Here is a 16,624-nt window from a genome sequence, read left to right as displayed (position 1 = left end):
CCGCCCCTCGATCCATACACGTTCTTTACGATGCGAGCATGCAGGAACGAACGGCACAGGCCTGGTGGGAAGAGCGGACTCAACGGCCTTTGCTGGCCCTCGCCGTGGTGTTCGCCGTCGCCTACGCCGTGCCGATCGTCGCCACCTCGGCCGACCGGTCGGTGACCAGGGCGTGCGCGGTGGTCGAGTGGGCGGTGTGGGCGGCGTTCGCCGCGGACTACGTGATACGGCTCGTGCTGACGGAGGACCGGCGGAAGTTCGTCCGTACGCACTGGCTGGACCTGTGCGCGGTCCTGCTGCCGCTGGTCCAGCCGCTCAAGCTGCTGCGGCTCGTGTCGACGCTGCTGCTGGTGGGGCAGCGGGCCCGGATGGCCTCGCAGATCCGGGTGACGACGTATGTCGCGGGGGCCGTCGTCGGACTGCTGATGTTCGGGTCGCTCGCCGTCCTGTCCGTGGAGCGGGACTCCCCGGACGGGAACATCCGCACGCTGGGTGACGCGTTGTGGTGGTCGTTCACGACGATGACGACCGTGGGGTACGGGGATCACGCGCCGACCACCGGACTGGGGCGGATCATCGCCGTCGGGCTGATGCTGTCCGGGATCGCCCTGCTCGGTGTGGTCACCGCGAACATCGCCGCGTGGTTCATCGAGCGGTTCGAGAAGGACGACGTGGAGGAACGGCAGCAGACGGAGGCGATCCGCGCGCTGACGGAGGAGGTACGGGCGCTGCGGGCGGAGGTGGCGGCGCTGCAGGGGCAGTTGGAGAGAACGTGACGTGAGGGACTGCGCCCCTTGGACCTCGGGCGGGGCCGGCGCCCCGCACCCCGCTTCGGCCCAGGCAGGGGACGGGTAGGGGCGGCGGGGACGTGAGCCGCCCGCCCGGGCAGCCGGTGTCTACAGCAGACCGTTGCCCGGGCCGGCGGCCCCCGCCAGCCAGATGATCGCCAAGAGCGTGTCGATCGCGCCCAGGACGACCGCGACCACGGCCGGCACCGGGCGGGCCCCCGCCCAGCTACGGCCCATGGCGAGCCACCCGCACACGACCGCCACCGGGCCCAGGATGATCCCCAGCGCGAAGAACCCGGCGATCGCGCAGATGACTCCGATGATTCCGAGCGTCGCGCGATCCGGCCCGGTCCGTGACCCCATCCGGCCACGTGAGCGGGGGTACCTGCGCGTTCCGTGTCCGAAGCCCGCCATCATCAACTCCCAGAACCCCGGGGTTGGTGGATGCGACTCGGGGTTCGGATGTTCGGGTACCCCGCACAGGACGGTTATGCCTTCAACCGACCAGGGCTGCGGCGCGCTGTCCCCCTCCGGCAGCGCGTCGCAGCCCTGGCCGCGTTCCTCATCGGGCGGGTCCGCACCAGCCCGGTTGATCCACTGTGGCCCGGGGCACGTGCCGGAGGCGAGGGACCTTTAGCGTTGTCACCCTGATAGGGGAACTCCGTTGAAATCCCGTCAGGTCCGGCACGTGCGGGCGGGGCTGTCAGATGTGGCCGACCCCCGCGCCCGCCTCCGCGTTCTCCCCGCGCTTGGTGAGCAGGGCGACGAAGACGGCCACGAGCGCCACACCGGCCGCGACCAGGGACGCGAGGCTCATGCCGGAGATGAAGGTGTCGTGGGCGACATCCGTGATCTTCGTGACGACGGCCTCCGGGGTGCCCTTCTGCACCGGGGGCACGCCGACCTGGACGGCCTCGGAGGCCTGGTCCAGCTGGGCGGGGGTGAGCTCGGGCAGGCCCGCGTCCTTCCAGTTGACGGGCAGGTCGCTGTCGACCTTGGAGGCCATCACGGCGCCCAGGACGGCCGTACCGAGGCTGCCGCCGATCTGCATGGCGGCCTGCTGGAGACCGCCGGCCACACCGGAGAGCTCCATCGGGGCGTTGCCGACGATGACCTCGGTGGCGCCGACCATGACGGGCGCGAGGCCGAGACCGAGCAGGGCGAACCAGAGCGACATGACGGCGCTGCCCGTGTCCGTCTCCAGCGTGGACATGCCGTACATGGCGATCGCGGTGGCCGCCATACCGCCGGCCAGCGGGACGCGCGGGCCCAGCTTGGTGATCAGCGCGCCGGCGAGCGGGGAGCCGACGATCATCATGCCGGTGAGCGGGAGCAGGTGCAGACCGGCGTCGATGGGGCTCATGCCGTGCACGTTCTGCAGGTAGAACGTCACGAAGAACAGGCCGCCCATGAAGGCGATGGCCATCAGGACCATCAGGACCACGCCCGCGGACAGCGGGACGGAGCGGAAGAGCGCCAGCGGGATCAGCGGCTCCCTGACCTTCGTCTCCCAGAAGGCGAAGAGGGCGAAGCCCGCGACGGACGCGACCACGAACGCCCAGGTCTTGCCGTCGCCCCAGCCCCACTCGGGGGCCTTGATGAGCGCCCAGACCAGGCAGAACATCGCCGCCGACAGCAGGGCGATGCCGAGGAGGTCGAAGGAGCGCGGCGCGTTCTCCGCGCGGTGGTCGAGCAGCATCACCACGCCCAGGACGACGGCGAGGATGCCGACCGGCACGTTGATGAAGAACACCGACTGCCAGTTGACGTGCTCGACGAGGACACCGCCGAGGATCGGGCCGCCGGCGGTGGAGGCGCCGATCACCATGCCCCAGATGCCGATGGCCATGTTGAGCTTCTCGGCCGGGAAGGTCGCGCGCAGCAGGCCGAGCGCGGCCGGCATGAGCAGCGCGCCGAACAGGCCCTGGAACACCCGGAAGGTCACGACCAGCCCGATGCTGCTGGACAGGCCGATGGCCCCGGACGCGGCGGCGAAGCCGACGACGCCGATGAGGAAGGTCTGCCGGTGACCGAAGCGGTCGCCGAGCTTGCCCGCGGTGATCAGGGAGACCGCGAGGGCGAGGAAGTAACCGTTGGTGATCCACTGGACCTGGGCGAAGGTGGCGCCGAGGTCCTTCTGGATGGCCGGGTTGGCGATGGCCACGATGGTGCCGTCGAGGGCCACCATCATGACCCCCACTGCGACGGTTATGAGGGTGAACCAGGGGTGGCCGCGCAGCCCCTTGTCCGGCGTCGCGTCCGACGGGGTTGCCGGCGCCTTGTCCCCCGACCCCGTCGTGTCGATGGTGGTCTGACTAGTCATGTGTTCGAGGCTAGTGACAGCCGCTGACAATTGACAAACCAATTCACAAGTCGGTAACTGACACATTATGGAAACTCTGCGTGAGCGAAAGAAGCAGCGCACCCGGGACGCGCTGCTGCGCGCCGCGCTGGAGCTGTTCACCGCCCAGGGGTACGAGCGGACCACCGTCGACGAGATCGCCGAGACCGTCGACGTCTCGCAGCGCACCTTCTTCCGCTACTTCGCCGGCAAGGAGGAGGCCGCGCTCGCCCTGACGGAGATGACGATCGAGCGCTTCGTCGAGGCGGTGCGCGCCCGCCCGCCCCACGAGGCCCCGATGGAGGCGCTGCGCCAGGCCGTCCTGGACGGCTGGTACTCGATCAACGAGGTCGTCGAGTCCGTCGCGCCGATCGAGCTGTATCTGCGGATGTGCCGGGTGATCGAGTCGACGCCGGTCCTGCTCGCCGCGCATCTGCGGCGCTCGGTGGAGACGGAGGAGACGATCGCGCGGGTGCTGGCGGAGCGCGAGGGGCTGGACGTGGACGCGGACCCGCGGCCACGGGTGGCGGTGGCCGTCTTCGGCGGCGTGATGCGGATGACGGAACGGCAGTGGACCCTCGGCGCGGACTTCAGCCTGGAGGGCATCCACGAGCTCACGTCCCGCTACCTCGACCAGGTGGGTCCGGCACTGCTGGGGAGCTGGCGCACGACGTGAAGAGTCCTATGACCATCACCACGGTTATCGAAACGTGATCCCTGTCACTCAGGCCACGCGAGACCTTCTCGTTCTCCTAGTGTGTCCTCCCAGTGACTTCCTTCGACACCTCCCCGCAAATCAACGTGTGGCGCGCGCTGCTCGCGCTGTCCGTCGTGTTCCTCATGCTGACGACCACCGGCTGGACCGCCGTACGTCAGAACCGGGGAACCAGCGCCCTGCAGGCCTCGCTCGCGGCCTGGGAGGACGGCCGGATCGACGGACGCCGGCTGCCGGACCCGCACGCGAGTCCCGTCCGGCTCGCCCGGTTCTTCGCCTCGCTCACCGCGCCGCAGCGCACCGCGCTCGCCCGCCGCTTCCCGCTCGCGGTCGGCAACATGAACGGCGCCCCCGCCGAGCTGCGCTACCGCGCCAACCGCATCGCGCTGCGCCAGCAGGCGCGGATCGAACGCACCCGTATGCACGACGAGCGCCTCTCGCCCGCCGGGCAGCACGAGGCCGGCCGGCGCATGCACCGCTTCGAGGCGATGAGCGGCGCCCGCCGCCACATCCTCGCCTTCGACCCGGACGGCTCCGGCCGCGCCGCCGAGGTCTTCGGCGACCTCGACAAGGCCGAGCGGATCTCCGTCGTCGTCCCCGGCGTCGACACCGCGCTGCTCACCTTCCAGCGCACCTACCGCAAGTACTCGGCGCCCGTCGGCATGGCCGAGGCCCTGTACGCGGCCGAGCGCGAGGTGAGCCCCTCGACACGCACGGCCGTGATCGCCTGGGCCGACTACACCTCCCCCGCCGGCCTCGGCATCGACTCAGCCACCGCGATGCGCGCCGAGTACGGCGCCGTACGGCTGAACGCGCTGCTGCGCGCCCTGCCCGGCAGCGCACCCGTCTCGCTGTTCTGCCACAGCTACGGCTCGGTGGTGTGCGGGGTCGCCGCGCACACGCTGCCCGGCCGGGTGAGCGACATAGCCGTGGCCGGCAGCCCCGGCATGCGAGTGGAGAGCGCCGCTCAGCTGCACACCTCCGCGCAGGTGTGGGCGATGCGGGACGCCGACGACTGGGTGCAGGACGTGCCCTATCTGGAGCTGGGGGGCCTCGGACACGGCGCGGACCCGGTGTCGTCCGCGTTCGGCGCGCGGGTGCTGTCGGCGCGGGACGCCGAGGGGCACGGAGGCTACTTCGAGCCCGGCACGGACAGCCTGAAGAACTTCGCCGGCATCGGCACCGGCTCATACCGGTCGGTGCGGTGCGCCGGCGACGATGGCGCCTGCCGGGACGGTTTGTCCGACACGACGACGGCCGGACGCGCGTAGAGACGCAGGAATTGCGGCGTGCGCGAGGTGGCGACGAAGGAGCGTGTCCCGCATACGATGAGCCGCATGGGTGACGTACTGGCCGGATTTCATGCCGCCTGGGAGTTCGAGTCCGACTCCGTCCTCATCCGCTACGAACGGGGTATGCGCACACCCAGGCTGTGGTCGGCGCTCGGGGAGCGCCGGATCCCCCTGGCGGCGATCGAGGCGGTGACGCTGGAACCCGGCAGACGCGGGACCGTGGTGCTGCGCGTCGAGCCCCGGCCCGGGGCCGATCCGCTGATCGAGGCGGCGGCGGGGCAGCTGAAGGAGGCGGGCGATCCCTACCGGCTGGTGCTGCCGGCCGAGCGGGAGGTCCTCGCGGAGTACTACGCCGACGAACTGCGGGCCGGATTGAGCGAGTCCGGGCCCGCCGAACGGTTCCTGGTCCCCGCCCCGCAGGCGCCGTTGTCCTTCAAGGCGTACGACGCGAAGGTGTCCTTCGACGGGCGGACCGTACGGTTCCGCTGGTTCTGGACGGGGGCCTCGTCGGCGAAGTGGAAGGCCGGCGACCAGAGCTTCCCGGTGTCCGGGCTGAGCGGGGTGGAGTGGCGGTCGCCGGAGGTCTTCGAGGGGCATCTGCGGCTGCTGCGCGGGCAGGACGAGTCCGTACCGGCCGATCAGGATCCGGCGGCCGTGGTGTTCGGGCTGGGGTACGGGGCGGTGCACGAGTCGCTGCCGTTCGCGGCCGCCGTCCTCGCCGCGATCCGCTCGCGCGGGGCGGGGGCGGCGGTCCCGGCCACGGCTGCGCCGCGCCGGGACCCCGCGGACGTCGCCGAGCGGATCCGGCATCTCGGGGAGCTGCACCGAGCAGGACTGGTGACCGACGAGGAGTTCTCCGTCAAGAAGGCGGAGTTGCTGGCGGAGCTGTGACCGCTCGCGTCGGCCGCGCTCCGGGCTACTCGCGCCCGGCGGAGGCGAACGACATGTCCGGGTAGCGGTCGCCCGCCACCTTGCCCGCGATGGGCTCCAGCAACGCCCGTTCCTCCTCGGTCAGTTCGATGGTCGCCGCCCTGACGTTCTCCTCCACCCTGCCCGGCTTGCGGGTGCCCGGGATCGGCACGACCGTGAGGTGGTGCCGGCGGGCCTGCTGATGGACCCAGCCCAGGGCTATCTGCGCCGGTGTCGCGTCGTGGGCCTTCGCCACGGTGCGGATCGGCTCCAGGAGGCCGGCGTTCGCGGCCGCGTTCTCGCCGGTGAAGCGGGGCTGGTGGCGGCGGAAGTCGTCGGCGGTGAGGTCCTGGTCGGCGTTGGCGAAGGAGCCCGTGAGGAAGCCACGGCCGAGAGGCGAGTACGGGACGAGGGCGACGCCCAGTTCGCCGGCGGCCGGCACCACCCGGGCCTCGATGTCCCGGCTGAACAGCGACCACTCCGACTGCACGGCGGCGATGGGGTGGACGGCGTGGGCCGCGCGCAGCTCGGTGGCGGTGACCTCGCTCAGCCCCAGGTGCTTGACCTTGCCCTCGCGCACCAGCTCGGCCATCACGCCGACGGTCTCCTCGATCGGCACGTTCACATCGCGCCGGTGCATGTAGTAGAGGTCGATGACGTCGACGTCGAGGCGCTTCAGGCTCGCCTCGACGGCCTCGCGGACGTAGGGGCGGTCGTTGCGGATGACGCGCCGGGTGGGGTCGTCCGGCGGGATGGAGAGGGCGAACTTGGTGGCGATGACCACCTCGTCGCGGTGCGCCTTGAAGAACGGGGAGAGGAAGCGCTCGTTCTCGCCGGCGCCGTAGGCGTCCGCGGTGTCGTAGAGCGTGACGCCGAGTTCCAGCGCGCGCTCCAGGGTGGCCCGGGACTCCTTCGCGTCGGAGGGGCCGTAGGCGAAGCTCATGCCCATGCAGCCGAGGCCCTGGACGCCGACCTCGGGGCCGCCTTCGCCGAGTCGTGCGGTCGGGATCGTGCTGTCGGTCATCGGGTCCCCCGGGAGTAGAACGTGATCTTGCGGTCGAGCACGGCGAGTGTGTCCTGGAGTTCGGCGATCCGGGCCTGGACGTCGCGCCGGGTCTCCTCCAGCAGCTCACGTCGCTGTTCGTACGTGTGCTCGCCCTCGCGCACCAGCTCGGCGTAGCGCACCATGTCGGCGACCGGCATGCCGGTCAGCCGCAGCTTTCCGACGAGGTCGAGCCAGTCCAGGTCGCGGTTGCTGTACCGGCGCTGGCCGGTGTGCGAGCGGTCGACATGGGCCATCAGCCCGATCCGCTCGTACCAGCGCAGGGTGTGCGCGCTCAGGCCGGTGAAGGCGACCACCTCGCTGATCGTGTAGCTGTCCTGCCCGTCCGGGCGGGGATGCCGCCGTGGTGGGGCGGAGCAGACGTCTGCGGGGCTCGGGGCTTGCTCGGTGGTCACGGGCGTGGTCTGCAACACCGTCATGGGCCCCACGCTATGACCTTTGAGTGCGCTCCAAGCAAGCGGAAACGGTAAGAAACGGGAAGACGCGGCTTGATCCGGCTGGTTAGCGTGCGGGCATGAGTGTTGTACGCCGGGCCTTGCCCGCGGACGCCGCCGAAGTGCTGAGGCTGCGTCAGGTGATGATCGACTCGCTCGCGCCCGCGCCCGCGCCCAGCGACTGGCACACCGAGTCGCTGCCCGTACTGCGGCGGCGACTGGCGGAACCGGACGGGGACTTCGGCGCGTTCGTCGTGGACCATCCGGAGCGGCCCGGGGCGCTGGCCGCGCTGGTGGTGGGGACGGTCGAGTACCGGATCGGGCGGGCCGGCAATCCGCACGGGACCGTCGGCTTCGTCTTCAGCGTCGCGACGGACCCGGATGCTCGGCGCCGTGGGTACGCGCGCGCGTGCATGGACGCGCTGCTGGCCTGGTTCCGGGAGCGGGGTGTCCGTCAGGTCCAGCTCACCGCGTCCGCCGACGCCGAGCCGCTGTACGTCTCCCTGGGCTTCAAGCCCAAGCCCGACCCCTTGCTGGAGCTGCTCCTGTGAGCCGCATAGGCTCGGGGCATGTCGCTGAAGAGCCTCGCGCTGATCGAGAACTGGCCGGTTCCCACCGCCGCGGCGGGTGTCGTACGGGCCGACGGTACGGTCCTGGGCGCCCACGGGCCGGTCGGGCAGCGCTTCCCGCTGGCGTCGGTCACCAAGCCGCTCGCCGCGTACGCCGTGCTCGTCGCGTACGAGGAGGGGGCGGTCGAGCTGGACGAGCCGGCCGGGCCGCCCGGGGCGACGGTCCGCCATCTGCTCGCGCACACCTCCGGGCTCGCCTTCGACGAGCACCGGGCGACGGCCGCGCCCGGGGAGCGGCGGCTGTACTCCAACGCCGGCTTCGAGCAGCTCGGCGACCACATCGCGAAGGCCACGGACATCCCGTTCGCGGAGTATCTGCGGCAGGCGGTGCTGGAGCCGCTGGGGATGACGGCGACCTCGCTGGAGGGGTCTCCGGCGAAGGACGGGGTGTCGACGGTCGAGGACCTGCTGCGGTTCGCGGCGGAGGTGCAGGCGCCGCGGCTGCTGGACCCGCGGACGGTGGCGGCGGCGATGAGCGTGCAGTACCCGGGGACGAAGGGTGTCCTGCCGGGGTACGGGCACCAGAACCCCAACGACTGGGGGCTGGGCTTCGAGATCCGGGACTCCAAGTCGCCGCACTGGACGGGCACTTCGTCCTCCCCGCGCACCTTCGGGCACTTCGGGCAGTCGGGTACGTTCCTGTGGATCGACCCGGACGCGGGGGTTGCGGGAGTCGCCCTGACGGACCGGGCGTTCGGGCCGTGGGCGATCGAGGCGTGGCCCGGCCTCACGGACGCGGTGCTCGCGGAGGTCAGGGGCTCGGGCACGGCCCGCTGATCCACTCGGCTAACCTCCCTCTGCACAACCCATATGCGGATCTCGGGGGAGAGCGATGGCAGCGGTACAACCGGGCGGTCAGTTCCGGCCGTTGGAGAGCGGCGATCCGACGACGGTGGCGGGCTACCGCCTCGCGGCACGGCTCGGCTCGGGCGGCATGGGCACGGTGTACCTGTCGTACACGCCCGGCGGGCACCCGATCGCCCTCAAGACGATCCGGCCGGAACTGAGCGAGGATCCTGAGTTCCGCCGCCGGTTCCGGCAGGAGGTGCAGGCCGCCCAGCGCGTGCAGGGCCTCTACACGGCGCCGGTCATCGACTACGACACCGAGGGCACGCAGCCGTGGCTGGCCGCCGCCTATGTGGCCGGCCCCTCGCTGGCCTCGGCCGTCGCCGACCATGGGCCGCTTCCGGTGTCGTCGGTCCTGCTGCTGCTCGCCGGGATGGCCGAGGCGCTGTCGGTCATCCACGGGGCGGACATCGTCCACCGCGACCTCAAGCCGTCCAACGTGCTGCTCGCCTCCGACGGCCCTCGCGTCATCGACTTCGGCATCGCCCGGGCCGCCGACGCCACGGCGCTCACCGGCACCGGCGTCTCCATCGGCACCCCCGCCTTCATGTCGCCCGAGCAGGCCGCCGGCAAGCCGGTCACGCCCGCGTCGGACGTGTTCGCGCTCGGCCAGGTCGCGGCGTTCGCGGCGCGCGGCACCGGAGCGTACGGGGACGGGCCCTCGCACGCGGTGCTGTACCGGATCGTCCACGAGGAACCCGACCTCAGCGGGCTCCCCGAGCAGCTCGGGTTCATCGCGCGCTGCCTGGCCAAGGACCCGGCCGAGCGGCCTTCCCCCGCCGAGATCATCGCCCTGTGCCAGGAGGCGTCGCCCACACCGCTGCGCCAGTCCGGGTCGTGGCTGCCGGAGGCGATCGCCGAGCAGATCACCCAGCGGGTGTCGGCCTCGGCGGCGCTGGCGGCGGCGCCGACGGCCGCTCCGGCCGCCCCCTCGCCCACGGCGCCGGTCACCCGGCCCGACGTGACGCCACCGCCGGCGCCGGTGCACGCGGCACCCACGGCGACGGCCACGCCCGTGCCGCCGCCGCCCTCCTACGGACCTGCCGGCCCGCCGCCCCAGCCGCAGCCGCCGTTCCCGCCGTCGTACGGCCCGCCGACCGCGCCGCGGCCGCCCTTCGTCCAGCAGCCCGGCTGGCGGCCGCACCCGGTGCCGCCGCCGAAGCAGAACAAGGTCGGCAAGTGGATCGCGGTCACGGCCGGGGTGGTGATGGGGCTGTTCTGGCTCGGCAGCTGCGCCTCGCTCATCAAGGGCCTGGGAGACAACGCGGACGGCTCCTCGACGAGCGGCTCCGGGGGCACGTCGAGCAGCGCGAGCGCCAAGCCGCTGCCCGATCCCAAGCCGGTCAGCTACAAGGGGATCAACATCCCCGACGGCTACTACGTGCAGTTCGCGGACTCCCCGCCCAAGCCGCGAGACGACGACGACGGTTTCTACTCCGGCGACCTGTCCTACTACGACGGCGACCTGCGCAGCGGCAACGACAAGATCGTCCTGCTCAACAACGCCCAGCAGGGCTCGCTGAAGACCTGCCGCGACGAGACCCGGTACGCCGAGAGCGTCTCGCTCTCCCAGCTCTCCAAGGGCTCGCAGTTCTGCGTGCACACCAGCTCCGGCCACATCGCCCTGGTCACCTTCCGGGGCACCGCCTCCGAGAACGACCCGAGCGACTACGTCTCGCTGGACTTCACGATCTGGCGCAACGCGGAGGAGCCCAGCGGCCAGGGGTGAGCCCGCTCACCCCGGCATCTCCCAGACGAGCACCTCGGCCGGGCCGGCGGCCGCGGTCAGCTCCAGCCCGTCCTCGTCGGCGGCGCGCACCGCGTCCCCCGGCCCCAGCTCGTACGGACCGATCCGGACGGTGCCGCGCACGACATGGACGTACGTCCGCACCGCGTCCGGCACCGCCGTGCGCTCCCCCGGCCCCAGCCGCCGTACGTGCAGCATCGCGCCCGCCTCCGGGACGGCGTACGGGGTGGAGTCGGCGATCCCGCGGACGATGTCGTAGGCCGGGTCGCCGCCGGGCTCCAGGGGAGCCAGCCACATCTGCACGAAGGTCAGAGCGACCGAACCGTCATTGCGCTCGACGTGCCGCACCCCGCCCGCCGAGCTGAGCCGCTGCACGTCCCCGGGGCGGACGACCGTCTCGTTCCCCCGCGAGTCCCGGTGGGTCAGCTCCCCCTCCACCACCCACGTCACGATCTCCGTATGGCTGTGGGGGTGCTCGCCGAAGCCGGCACCGGGGGCGAGCCGCTCCTCGTTGCAGGCGATCAGCGCGCCGAACCGAAGGTTGTCCGGGTCGTAGTGGGCCCCGAAGGAAAAGGCATGCCGGCTCTCGATCCCGGCGTCCGGATCCCCACCGCGATAGCGCTCGTCACCGCGCCGTACGTCCATCACGAGGACCACGGTAGCCCCGCGCCCGGCCCGCTGGAGGCGCGAGCGTTTCGCCGCCGGTCGGGGCGGTCCGGCCCGCTCGGCGACGCCCGACGAACGCCGGTCGGGTGAATCAGCCCGTCCGGGGGCGCGGGCCGGGGGCTGACGCCCCCGGGGACCCGCCCCCACACGCTGACGTCCCGATAAGGCAGTCTTGTCCCCGTGCCCGAACCCGAAGCCCGCAACATCGAAGCCGCAGCGTACGGCGTCCACCCGCACTCGGCGACGCTGAAGCGGCTGGAGAAGTCCTCCGGCAGTCTCGCCGCCCAGGCGATCGCGCGGATGGACGAGACCCTGCCGTGGTACCGGGCGATGCCCCCGGAGAACCGTTCCTGGATCGGCCTGGTCGCCCAGGCGGGCATCGCCGCCTTCACGGAGTGGTTCCGGCACCCGGACGCGCCGCAGGCCATCTCCACCGACGTCTTCGGGACCGCCCCCCGCGAGCTGACCCGGGCCATCACGCTCCGCCAGACCGTGGAGATGGTGCGGACGACCATCGAGGTCATGGAGTCCGCGATCGACGAGGTCGCGGCCCCGGGCGACGAGAGCGTGCTGCGCGAGGCCCTCCTCGTCTACGCCCGCGAGATCGCCTTCGCGACCGCCCAGGTGTACGCCCAGGCCGCCGAGGCACGCGGTGCCTGGGACGCCCGGCTGGAGTCGCTCGTCGTCAACGCCGTTCTCAGCGGGGAGGCGGACGAGGGCGCCGTCAGCAGGGCCGCCGCCCTCGGGTGGAACGCGCCGGAGCATGTGTGCGTCGTCCTCGGGACCGCGCCGGACGGGGACTCCGAGCTGACCGTGGAGGCCATCCGGCGCGCCGCCCGGCACGCCAAGCTGCAGGTGCTCACCGGGGTGCTCGGGAGCCGGCTCGTCGTCATCGCCGGCGGGAGCGACAATCCGCTGGCCGTCGCCAAGTCGCTCATCGGCCCGTACGCCGCGGGCCCCGTCGTCGCCGGTCCTGTCGTGCCCGACCTGCTCGCCGCGACCCGGTCCGCGCAGGCCGCGGCGGCGGGGCTGAAAGCGTGTTCGGCCTGGCAGGACGCCCCGCGGCCGGTCCTGGCGGACGATCTGCTTCCGGAGCGGGCCATCGCGGGCGACCCGAGCGCGCGCGAGCAGTTGGTGGAGGAGATCTACAGACCGCTGGAGGAGGCCGGCTCCGCGCTTCTGGAGACACTCTCCGTCTATCTCGAACAGGCGTCCAGTCTGGAGGGCGCGGCGAGGATGCTGTTCGTCCATCCCAACACCGTGCGCTACCGGCTTCGACGTGTGACTGACGTCACCGGCTGGTCGCCTTCCGATGTACGCTCGGCGTTCACCTTGCGCATCGCGCTGATCCTGGGGCGTCTGGTCGATGGAGATCCCCAGGCCTAGTGTTTTGTCGGGGGCCCACAAAACCCCCTGCCGTTCTTCGTCCTTGTCCCCACGGGCGGCCGTGGCCGTCCCCAAGAGAGAGTGTGAGAGTGCTCGTACTCGTCGCTCCCGGCCAGGGCGCCCAGACGCCCGGCTTCCTGACCCCCTGGCTCGAACTGCCCGGCGCCGCCGACCGCGTCGCCGCGTGGTCGGACGCCATCGGACTGGACCTCGCCCACTACGGCACGCAGGCCGACGCGGACGAGATCCGTGACACCGCGGTGGCGCAGCCGCTGCTCGTCGCCGCCGGAATCCTCTCCGCGGCGGCACTCGGTGACGTGGTGCCGGGCGCCGTCGCCGGCCACAGCGTCGGCGAGATCACCGCCGCCGCCTTCGCCGGCGTCCTCGACGACACCGCCGCGCTGACCCTCGTGCGCAAGCGGGGTCTGGCGATGGCCGAGGCGGCCGCGATCACCGAGACCGGTATGTCGGCGCTGCTCGGCGGCGACCCCGAGGTGAGCGTCGCGCACCTGGAGAAGCTGGGCCTGACCCCGGCGAACGTCAACGGCGCCGGCCAGATCGTCGCCGCGGGCACGCTGGAGCAGCTCGCCGCGCTGAACGAGGACAAGCCCGAGGGCGTCCGCAAGATCGTCCCGCTCAAGGTCGCCGGCGCCTTCCACACGCACCACATGGCCCCCGCGGTCGAGACGCTGGCCACCGCGGCCAAGGAGCTCACGCCCGCCGACCCGGCCGTCCCCTATGTCTCCAACAAGGACGGGCAGACCGTCGCCACCGGCGCCGAGGTCCTCGACCGGCTCGTCGGCCAGGTCGCCAACCCGGTCCGCTGGGACCGGTGCATGGAGACCTTCAAGGAGCTCGGCGTCACCGCGCTCATCGAGGTGTGCCCCGGCGGCACCCTCACCGGTCTCGCCAAGCGCGCCCTGCCCGGCGTGAAGACGCTGGCGCTGAAGACCCCCGACGATCTCGACGCGGCCCGCGAGGTCATCGCCGAGCACCGTGCCTGACAAGGAGTCGACGAGCATGTCGAAGATCAAGCCCAGCAAGGGCGCCCCGTACGCGCGCATCCTCGGCGTGGGCGGTTACCGGCCCACCCGCGTGGTGCCCAACGAGGTGATCCTCGAGACGATCGACTCGTCCGACGAGTGGATCCGCTCGCGCTCCGGCATCGAGACCCGGCACTGGGCGAACGACGAGGAGACCGTCGCCGCCATGTCGATCGAGGCGTCCGGCAAGGCGATCGCCGACGCCGGGATCACCGCCGAGCAGATCGGCGGCGTGATCGTCTCGACGGTCTCGCACTTCAAGCAGACCCCGGCCGTGGCCACCGAGATCGCCGACAAGCTCGGCACCGCCAAGGCCGCCGCCTTCGACATCTCCGCCGGCTGCGCGGGGTTCGGCTACGGCCTGACCCTCGCCAAGGGCATGATCGTCGAGGGCTCCGCCGAGTACGTCCTCGTCATCGGCGTGGAGCGGCTGTCCGACCTGACCGACCTGGAGGACCGGGCCACCGCCTTCCTGTTCGGCGACGGCGCGGGCGCGGTCGTGGTCGGCCCCTCCAAGGAGCCGGCGATCGGCCCGACGGTCTGGGGCTCCGAGGGCGACAAGTCGGAGACCATCAAGCAGACCGTGCCGTGGACGGACTACCGCAACGGCGAGGTCGAGAAGTTCCCGGCCATCACCCAGGAGGGCCAGGCGGTCTTCCGCTGGGCCGTGTTCGAGATGGCGAAGGTCGCCCAGCAGGCGCTGGACGCGGCCGGGATCAGCCCGAGCGAACTGGACGTCTTCATCCCCCACCAGGCCAACGAGCGCATCATCGACTCGATGGTCAAGACCCTCAAGCTGCCGGAGTCGGTCACGGTCGCCCGTGACGTACGCACCACCGGCAACACCTCGGCCGCCTCGATCCCGCTCGCGATGGAGCGGCTCCTGGCGACCGGCGAGGCGAAGAGCGGCGACACCGCGCTCGTCATCGGATTCGGGGCGGGTCTCGTGTACGCCGCGACGGTCGTTACCCTCCCCTAGGCACTCCGTGCCGGATCATGCGGTCCGGGACGGGAAACACCCCATGCCACACCCTCTGGAACATCAACGAAGGAGCGCCAACATGGCCGCCACTCAGGAAGAGATCGTCGCCGGTCTCGCGGAGATCGTGAACGAGATCGCCGGGATCCCGGTTGAGGACGTCCAGCTGGACAAGTCCTTCACCGACGACCTGGACGTCGACTCCCTGTCCATGGTCGAGGTCGTCGTCGCCGCCGAAGAGCGCTTCGACGTCAAGATCCCGGACGAGGACGTCAAGAACCTCAAGACGGTCGGCGACGCGACCGACTACATCCTCAAGCACCAGGCCTGAGCAACTTGGGCCGGCCGCTTGACCGGCCCCGCCACCCGGCGGTGGCGCCGCTGAATCCTCGTAACGTTGGAGAAAGAATCCGTGAGCCCGACCAATCGCACCGTGGTCGTCACCGGTATCGGCGCAACCACACCGCTGGGTGGCGACGCAGCCTCTACCTGGGAGGGTCTGGTCGCCGGCACGTCCGGCGTCAAGCCCCTGGAGCAGGACTGGGCGGCCGAGCAGGCCGTCCGGATCGCGGCCCCGGTCGCCGTGGAGCCCACCGAGGTCATCCCGCGGCCGCAGGCCCGCAAGCTGGACCGCTCGGCGCAGTTCGCGCTGATCGCGGCTCAGGAGGCGTGGAAGGACGCCGGTTTCGAGGCGAAGGCCGGTGACGACTCATCCGTCGACCCGGACCGTCTCGGCGCCGTCATCGCCTCCGGCATCGGCGGTGTGACGACCCTGCTGGACCAGTACGACGTGCTGAAGGAGAAGGGCGTCCGCCGCGTCTCCCCGCACACCGTGCCCATGCTGATGCCGAACAGCCCGTCCGCCAACGTGGGTCTGCTGGTGGGCGCCCGCGCGGGCGTGCACACGCCGGTCTCCGCGTGCGCGTCGGGCGCCGAGGCCATCGGCTACGCCATCGAGATGATCCGCACCGGTCGCGCCGACGTCGTCGTCGCCGGCGGTACGGAGGCGGCGATCCACCCGCTGCCCATCGCCGCGTTCGGCAACATGATGGCGATGTCCAAGAACAACGACGACCCGCAGGGCGCCTCGCGTCCCTACGACACCGCGCGCGACGGCTTCGTCCTCGGTGAGGGCGCCGGTGTGATCGTCCTGGAGTCCGCCGAGCACGCCGCCAAGCGCGGTGCCCGCGTCTACGCGGAGGCGGTCGGGCAGGGCATCTCCGCCGACAGCCACGACATCGTGCAGCCGGAGCCGGAGGGCCGCGGCATCGCGCACGCCCTGCAGAACCTGCTGGACCGCAACGACCTGGACCCGGCGGAGATCGTGCACGTCAACGCGCACGCGACGTCGACGCCGGCCGGTGACGTGGCCGAACTGAAGGCGCTGCGCAAGGTGTTCGGCGACGACGCCGACCACTTCGCGGTGTCCGCGACCAAGTCGATGACCGGTCACCTGCTGGGCGGTGCCGGCGGTGTCGAGACCGTCGCGACGATCCTCGCCCTGTACCACCGGGTGGCCCCGCCGACCATCAACATCGAGAACCTCGACCCCGAGGCCGAGGCCAACGCGGACATCGTCCGCGGTGAGGCCCGCAAGCTGCCCGTCGAGGGCCGCATCGCCGCCCTCAACGACTCGTTCGGCTTCGGCGGACACAACGTGGTGCTGGCGTTCCGTACGGTCTGACACGTACGGCCCGAGCGGCCCCTCAGTACGCAGGAAGGGCCCCCCCCCCCCCGGGGGGGGGGCGCGCGGGGGGGGGGGGGGGGGGGGGGGACCGGGACCCCC

At 71.7% G+C, this 16,624-nt stretch carries 17 protein-coding genes; 12 read left to right on the top strand and 5 right to left on the bottom strand.

Annotated features, from left to right (window positions below; genetic code table 11):
* Nucleotides 1-38: 38 nt before the first annotated feature.
* Entirely contained in the window at nt 39-776 is a 738-nt protein-coding gene (locus ACPT94_RS04115; protein WP_360347875.1) for a potassium channel family protein, read from the top strand.
* A 120-nt stretch (nt 777-896) separates the two neighbouring features.
* Here the strand turns inward: ACPT94_RS04115 and ACPT94_RS04110 are convergent, their stop codons facing one another.
* Together ACPT94_RS04110 and ACPT94_RS04105 are read right to left on the bottom strand one after the other, a co-directional pair.
* Entirely contained in the window at nt 897-1,205 is a 309-nt protein-coding gene (locus ACPT94_RS04110) for a small hydrophobic protein (RefSeq protein WP_425245122.1), read from the bottom strand.
* A 286-nt stretch (nt 1,206-1,491) separates the two neighbouring features.
* Complete coding sequence (locus ACPT94_RS04105) at nt 1,492-3,111, bottom strand: MFS transporter (RefSeq protein WP_425245121.1); 1,620 nt, start codon at nt 3,109-3,111, stop codon at nt 1,492-1,494.
* Nucleotides 3,112-3,178: 67 nt separating this feature from the next.
* On the opposite strand from ACPT94_RS04105, the gene ACPT94_RS04100 reads away from it, so the two are divergent.
* From ACPT94_RS04100 to ACPT94_RS04090, 3 genes are all read left to right on the top strand, one after another.
* Nucleotides 3,179-3,805, top strand: coding sequence for a TetR family transcriptional regulator (locus ACPT94_RS04100; protein ID WP_360347866.1), 627 nt, complete (start codon nt 3,179-3,181; stop codon nt 3,803-3,805).
* 92 nt (nt 3,806-3,897) lie between these two features.
* A complete protein-coding gene (locus tag ACPT94_RS04095) occupies nt 3,898-5,115 on the top strand; it encodes an alpha/beta hydrolase (protein WP_360347863.1) in 1,218 nt (405 codons plus the stop codon).
* Nucleotides 5,116-5,172: 57 nt separating this feature from the next.
* Nucleotides 5,173-6,027, top strand: a complete 855-nt coding sequence (locus ACPT94_RS04090; protein ID WP_425245206.1) for a DUF4429 domain-containing protein — start codon at nt 5,173-5,175, stop codon at nt 6,025-6,027.
* 25 nt (nt 6,028-6,052) lie between these two features.
* Here the strand turns inward: ACPT94_RS04090 and ACPT94_RS04085 are convergent, their stop codons facing one another.
* Together ACPT94_RS04085 and ACPT94_RS04080 are read right to left on the bottom strand one after the other, a co-directional pair.
* Nucleotides 6,053-7,069 (bottom strand): aldo/keto reductase, encoded by a 1,017-nt coding sequence (locus ACPT94_RS04085; protein ID WP_360347860.1) that lies wholly within the window; start codon nt 7,067-7,069, stop codon nt 6,053-6,055.
* Nucleotides 7,066-7,527 (bottom strand): MerR family transcriptional regulator, encoded by a 462-nt coding sequence (locus ACPT94_RS04080; RefSeq protein ID WP_360347857.1) that lies wholly within the window; start codon nt 7,525-7,527, stop codon nt 7,066-7,068. The genes ACPT94_RS04085 and ACPT94_RS04080 overlap by 4 nt, the downstream gene beginning before the upstream one ends.
* Before the next feature lie 95 nt (nt 7,528-7,622).
* On the opposite strand from ACPT94_RS04080, the gene ACPT94_RS04075 reads away from it, so the two are divergent.
* From ACPT94_RS04075 to ACPT94_RS04065, 3 genes are read left to right on the top strand one after another with little or no spacing between them, the layout of a single operon-like run.
* Nucleotides 7,623-8,093, top strand: a complete 471-nt coding sequence (locus ACPT94_RS04075) for a GNAT family N-acetyltransferase (protein WP_425245120.1) — start codon at nt 7,623-7,625, stop codon at nt 8,091-8,093.
* An 18-nt stretch (nt 8,094-8,111) separates the two neighbouring features.
* Nucleotides 8,112-8,948, top strand: coding sequence for a serine hydrolase domain-containing protein (locus ACPT94_RS04070; RefSeq protein WP_425245119.1), 837 nt, complete (start codon nt 8,112-8,114; stop codon nt 8,946-8,948).
* A 55-nt stretch (nt 8,949-9,003) separates the two neighbouring features.
* Nucleotides 9,004-10,746: a serine/threonine-protein kinase gene (locus tag ACPT94_RS04065; protein ID WP_360347849.1), complete on the top strand. Its 1,743-nt coding sequence runs from the start codon at nt 9,004-9,006 to the stop codon at nt 10,744-10,746.
* Nucleotides 10,747-10,752: 6 nt separating this feature from the next.
* Here the strand turns inward: ACPT94_RS04065 and ACPT94_RS04060 are convergent, their stop codons facing one another.
* Complete coding sequence (locus ACPT94_RS04060; RefSeq protein WP_425245205.1) at nt 10,753-11,409, bottom strand: pirin family protein; 657 nt, start codon at nt 11,407-11,409, stop codon at nt 10,753-10,755.
* Between the two features lie 201 nt (nt 11,410-11,610).
* Here ACPT94_RS04060 and fasR point away from each other — a divergent pair, with 201 nt between their 5' ends.
* The 5 genes from fasR (at nt 11,611) to fabF (ending at nt 16,522) form a co-directional block, all read left to right on the top strand.
* A complete protein-coding gene (gene fasR / locus ACPT94_RS04055) occupies nt 11,611-12,816 on the top strand; it encodes a fatty acid biosynthesis transcriptional regulator FasR (RefSeq protein ID WP_360347847.1) in 1,206 nt (401 codons plus the stop codon).
* Between the two features lie 89 nt (nt 12,817-12,905).
* On the top strand, nt 12,906-13,820 hold the full coding sequence (locus ACPT94_RS04050; RefSeq protein ID WP_360347844.1) for an ACP S-malonyltransferase: 915 nt from the start codon (nt 12,906-12,908) through the stop codon (nt 13,818-13,820).
* 16 nt (nt 13,821-13,836) lie between these two features.
* Complete coding sequence (locus ACPT94_RS04045) at nt 13,837-14,838, top strand: ketoacyl-ACP synthase III (RefSeq protein ID WP_360347842.1); 1,002 nt, start codon at nt 13,837-13,839, stop codon at nt 14,836-14,838.
* 82 nt (nt 14,839-14,920) lie between these two features.
* Entirely contained in the window at nt 14,921-15,169 is a 249-nt protein-coding gene (locus ACPT94_RS04040; RefSeq protein WP_030341284.1) for an acyl carrier protein, read from the top strand.
* 81 nt (nt 15,170-15,250) lie between these two features.
* Nucleotides 15,251-16,522, top strand: a complete 1,272-nt coding sequence (fabF, locus tag ACPT94_RS04035) for a beta-ketoacyl-ACP synthase II (protein WP_425245118.1) — start codon at nt 15,251-15,253, stop codon at nt 16,520-16,522.
* Nucleotides 16,523-16,624: the final 102 nt, after the last annotated feature.

The organism is Streptomyces aurantiaciflavus, from assembly GCF_049808595.1.
Classification (GTDB): Bacteria; Actinomycetota; Actinomycetes; order Streptomycetales; family Streptomycetaceae; genus Streptomyces.
The sequence above is the reverse complement of the archived record's forward strand: the minus strand, read 5'-3'. Positions and strand labels throughout refer to the sequence as shown.